Origin of the sequence: Pseudomonas sp. HMSC063H08 (assembly GCF_001813645.1) — a bacterium.
GTDB classification, from domain to species: Bacteria; Pseudomonadota; Gammaproteobacteria; order Pseudomonadales; family Pseudomonadaceae; genus Pseudomonas; species Pseudomonas aeruginosa.
In genome coordinates this window covers 1-4,267 of record NZ_KV813613.1, presented here as the reverse complement: position 1 = coordinate 4,267, position 4,267 = coordinate 1, and the positions used below count along the sequence as shown (strand labels likewise).

The 4,267-nt window shown below is 59.1% G+C and carries 4 protein-coding genes and 1 pseudogene; 1 reads left to right on the top strand and 4 read right to left on the bottom strand.

The window, feature by feature from the left end; translation table 11 throughout:
* Together HMPREF2924_RS36265 and HMPREF2924_RS28895 are read right to left on the bottom strand one after the other, a co-directional pair.
* Nucleotides 1-316, bottom strand: a pseudogene (locus HMPREF2924_RS36265) (hypothetical protein); the annotation flags it as partial.
* A gap of 443 nt (nt 317-759) precedes the next feature.
* Nucleotides 760-1,629, bottom strand: coding sequence for a LysR family transcriptional regulator (locus tag HMPREF2924_RS28895; protein ID WP_023094849.1), 870 nt, complete (start codon nt 1,627-1,629; stop codon nt 760-762).
* A 121-nt stretch (nt 1,630-1,750) separates the two neighbouring features.
* On the opposite strand from HMPREF2924_RS28895, the gene HMPREF2924_RS28890 reads away from it, so the two are divergent.
* Nucleotides 1,751-2,356, top strand: coding sequence for a LysE family translocator (locus HMPREF2924_RS28890; protein WP_023094848.1), 606 nt, complete (start codon nt 1,751-1,753; stop codon nt 2,354-2,356).
* 116 nt (nt 2,357-2,472) lie between these two features.
* On the opposite strand, the gene HMPREF2924_RS28885 is transcribed toward HMPREF2924_RS28890, so the two are convergent.
* Together HMPREF2924_RS28885 and HMPREF2924_RS28880 are read right to left on the bottom strand one after the other, a co-directional pair.
* On the bottom strand, nt 2,473-3,051 hold the full coding sequence (locus HMPREF2924_RS28885) for a hypothetical protein (protein ID WP_023094847.1): 579 nt from the start codon (nt 3,049-3,051) through the stop codon (nt 2,473-2,475).
* Between the two features lie 181 nt (nt 3,052-3,232).
* Nucleotides 3,233-4,267 (bottom strand): DNA topoisomerase (locus HMPREF2924_RS28880; RefSeq protein ID WP_141765588.1); only part of this gene is annotated, 1,035 nt, incomplete at its 5' end.

The window sequence follows — 4,267 nt, the reverse complement described above, 5'->3', positions numbered from 1 at the left end:
ACGGCGTGCTTGCCGGGATACGATGGGCAGGCTTGCACTCCCACGCACCGATCAGTTGACCGTCGAATACCTGGAGCAGCGGCCCTGCACGCATGATGGTATAACGCACACCGTTGTCAGCCGCGACGGTGATGCACCAGCACCTGCTCGTAGAGGTGCTGCGCAGGTAGTGACGGATGAACTTGGTTCGAGCTGTCCCTGCGAGGGAGAAATGCGTTGCCCAGGTGTTGGCAACGGCGAGCTGCCGCTCGCTGTAGCGGGCCAGGGATGGATCCTGTAGCGGCCTGCTAGGGGGGGCGTTGTCGAGTGGTGCCACGCGCATGCTCCTGTGTAAGCGAGCAGCACTGTGGCTGGTCGGTGTGCTACGGATCGATGGGAAATGTTCAGTTCAGAGGGGGGGATTTCTCACCTCTACGGGGCTTGGAGCATTAAGTACGTGCTCAGTGAAATCACCAAGAACAGAAGGGCGAATATGCCGAAAACTGTGCCTTTCATCGCTCTGGCCTCAAAGAGAACCCCCGACAAGCCTGGGTGCGGGGGCAGGCTTGTCGGAGGTGAGGAACACGCCGCGTATAAACAGCGTGTATGAGTGAGGGTAGCTGGCTGACATAATGGTGCAAGGCTGATGGCGAAATAGCACTGCACTTGACTATCCGTTTGCATTCGTTCTGACCACCGACTGCATCGGATTTGGCCAGAACGGTTTGAAACCATTATCGGCAGCAACCGGCCAGGAGTGGACGTTGGTCGAACTAGGTGTCATCCAGTTGGTGATGAGGAAAGCGTTCTAATCAGGAAGCTCCTGAGACTGGCCACTGCCTTGGAGCCCTGCGATGCCTTGCTGCGATAGACGGCAACGTCCATGGACTCCAGCGGTCCCAGATCGTGTTCCCGCCCCAGAATCTGAAGGTGGGTCGGCACGGTGCAGCGTGTCAGTACTGCCACCGCGATGCCGCTCTCAACGGCAGCGATCTGCCCCGCCAGACTCGAACTGTTGTAAACGACTTTGTATCGACGGCCTTGCCGGGCCAGAGAATCCACGGCGCATCGACGTGCGAGGCTGGCCGACTCGTAGACCGCAATGGGCAATGGATCGCGTCGCCACAGATCGAACTGCGCGGAACCCACCCAGACCATGGGCTCCTGGAAAAGGAAAGCGCCCCGCCGTGGGTTGTCGCGCGAAACCAATGCCAGATCCAGGTCGCCACTCATCACGCGGGGGATAAGCGCGGTCGATTGTTCGCAGCTCAACTCGATCTCGACGCCACCGTGCCGTGGTGCAAAACGTTTCAAGACCGGCGTGAGGTAGTGCGCCGCATAGTCCTCCGCGACACCCAGGCGAATTTTCCCGGTAAGCTCCTCGCCCCAGAAGGCAGCCTGGGTCTCGGCGTGCAACGCTAGCATCCGTCGGGCGTAGCCCAGCAGCGTCTGCCCGTCCTCAGTCAATTCAAGATGCCGTGGCCCCCGGCTCAGCACCTGGCGACCGAGCGCCGCCTCCAGCTTCTTGAGCTGCATGCTCACAGCGGATTGCGACCGGTGCACCTCAGTGGCGGCGCTGGACAGAGAGCCCGTATCAACCGCCGCAACGAAGCACTTCAGCCAATCGATCTGTAGATCCCGAGGCGACATCTGCATAGCTCATGCATTCGATAAACGAATAGATGATTGCTAGATTATGCGCTTTTCGTCCAGCCAAAGTCTTTGCATGATCCACTGGCGCGCCGCCGGCGGAATTAATCCTGGAGATTTCATGCACTTCGATACCTGGATGTTCTATCTGCTGACGTGCTGTGGCATCTCGGTCGTCCCCGGCCCCAACGCGCTGCTCGTTCTCACCCACGGCGCGCTTCATGGCAACCGCAAGACGCTTTTCACGATTACCGGTGGCGTCATCGGCTTCATCGCCATGATCGCGCTGTGTGTGCTCGGCCTGGGCGCACTGCTGAAGGCATCGATGCTCTGGCTGACCGTTCTGAAGGTTGTCGGTGGGCTCTATCTCATCTGGCTTGGCGTCAACATCTGGCGTTCGGAGCCAGTGACCCTCTCCCTGGGCGATCTTTCCAACTCGAGCCGGTGGTCGCTATTTCGTCAGGGGCTGCTGTCCGCCATTTCCAACCCCAAAGCGCTGCTGCTGTTCACCGCATTCATCACGCCCTTTATCGATTCGCAGCAGAATCTTCTGCTCCAGACGATAGTCATGGCACTGACCTATGCAGTGGTGGAGTTCGCGGTGGAGTTCGGTGTAGCCAGCGCCGCCAATCGCGTGCGCCCCTGGTTGGCACGAGCGGGGCGGCGTTTCAATCGAGTGTGTGGTGGATTCTTTGTGGCCTTTGGTGCGCTACTGCCTATTCGCTAGGCAAGCAACCGTCCGCTTTGCGTCGTTCTCTGCTGGTCAGATCCGATGCAAATGCTTGGTCAAGTCGAATGCAATCAGGCGGTCAAGTAAGCGCAATTGCGCAACTGATCAGTAACTCAGCCCGAAATAAGCAATTTCAGTCGTGTTTTCCAATCCCGTGATTGCCCTTCAGACGGCTTTCCCCGCATGAGGTTGATTAGTTGCTCCCGCGCCTGGGCTTCGTTCAGAGAGATTTCCAACTGGGTCTTGAGGTTCAACCAGTTCAATGTGGTCTGGTAAGTATCCATCTTCCAGCCAGCAGTATCTTCCCGACCCAACTGCACGCGCTCCGGATGAATTTGCACAGGCAGACCCTGTAGCAGAATCTGTTGCCGAAGTTGCCCGTACAGGCGGTAGAAGCTGTCGTTGATCTGGTAGTGGTTGAGCGTCACGTCGTGGAGCTGGCTCTTCTGTTGCTCGGCCAGGAAGAATCGAGCAATACAGGTACGGTGGTTCCCGTCGGAGCCGACGTAGAAGCTCAAGCCATCGAGCGTGTTGTAGTGGATCGCGGGCCTGCGCTCCGTTGGCTGCAGGTAGTAGCTCGGGTTGTCCAGCAAGGTCTGCAGGTTTCGCTGCATTCGCTTGCCGCCAGTGAGGAAGTCGAGCCAGGACTTTCCTTGGTAATCCCAATGGTCTGTACCCACGACGCGGAACACATTGATCGATCCCGTCTCGGTTCAGTAGTGGCTTTGAAGGAAGGCGTGCTTTTCCTGGGGGTAGGCTTCCTCCCATGACAGCAGGACCTCAGAGGCCCAAGCTGGCGGTTGCTCGACTTGCCTGCGCACAAAGTCGAAATTGAGGTTCCTGTCGGTGCTGGTTTGCATGTTCATGTATTACCTATAGCCCGCGCGGGTTGTCGAAGTCAGGTTGGCCGTTCTTGGTGGGGTAGCTGACCTTGCACCCTGTGGTGCGAAAGCCGCTGCAACCCCAGAAGTCGAAGCCGCCCTTGCCGGCTTTCTTGCGGTGGGCCAGGGGCAGACCGCACTTGCCGCAAAGGAAGTCGCTGGTCGGTGCCGAGGAGATACTGGCGGTGGAGCTTGCGCGTGGTTCGTCCTGTGCGCTGGGGAGCGCGCGGAGTGTCTGCAGCTCTGTCTGTAGTAGCTGGTAGAACTGCTGGACCACGTTCATGTAGGTGTCCTCGCTGTTGGCGATCCGGTCCAAGGCGACCTCGAGGTTGCGGGTGAAGTCGAGGCTGAGGAAGCTGAAGTTGTGCTCGAGGAGCGCGATGGTGGCCTCTCCCAGCTCGCCGGGGATCAGGCTTCGCCCCTTCATCTGCACCTGGCCCTTGTCGATGATGTTCTTCACGATAGAGGCGTAGGATGATGGCCGACCAATCCCGCGGCGCTTCATCTCGCCCACCAGACTGGCGTCGGTGAATCGCTTGGGAGGGGTGGTTTTCTTCTCCAGGACCTCGCCGCTGTAGACCTTGACTATCTGGCCTGGCTCCAGTGCCGGAATGGGGTTTGAAGGCGTTTCGTTCTTCTGCTCCTCGGCGTCATCGCCTTGCAGCAGTTTTCTCCAGCCAGGCACGTTCAACAGCTTCCCTTTGGCGCCGAAGCGCAGCGGCTTCTTGTCGGGGCCGACGCCCAGGAGGGTGATGGTTCTCACTGCGTACACGGCAGCTTCGATCTGGCTGGCAAGCGCGCGGACTCGAATGAGCTGGTACAGCGCCTGCTCATCAGCAGTTTCACCGGCGGAAGCGGCCATCCAGTCGGTAGGGGTGATGGCGGGGTGGCCTTCCTGGGCGTCTTGGTCCGCTTTGAACATCCGCTGTTGCTCAACACACTTCAGCCCCAAGGCTTTGGCGACAGCACGGATATCCGGCATCGAGTCCTTCGAGATATTGGGGTTGTCCGTCCGGTGGTAGGTGAT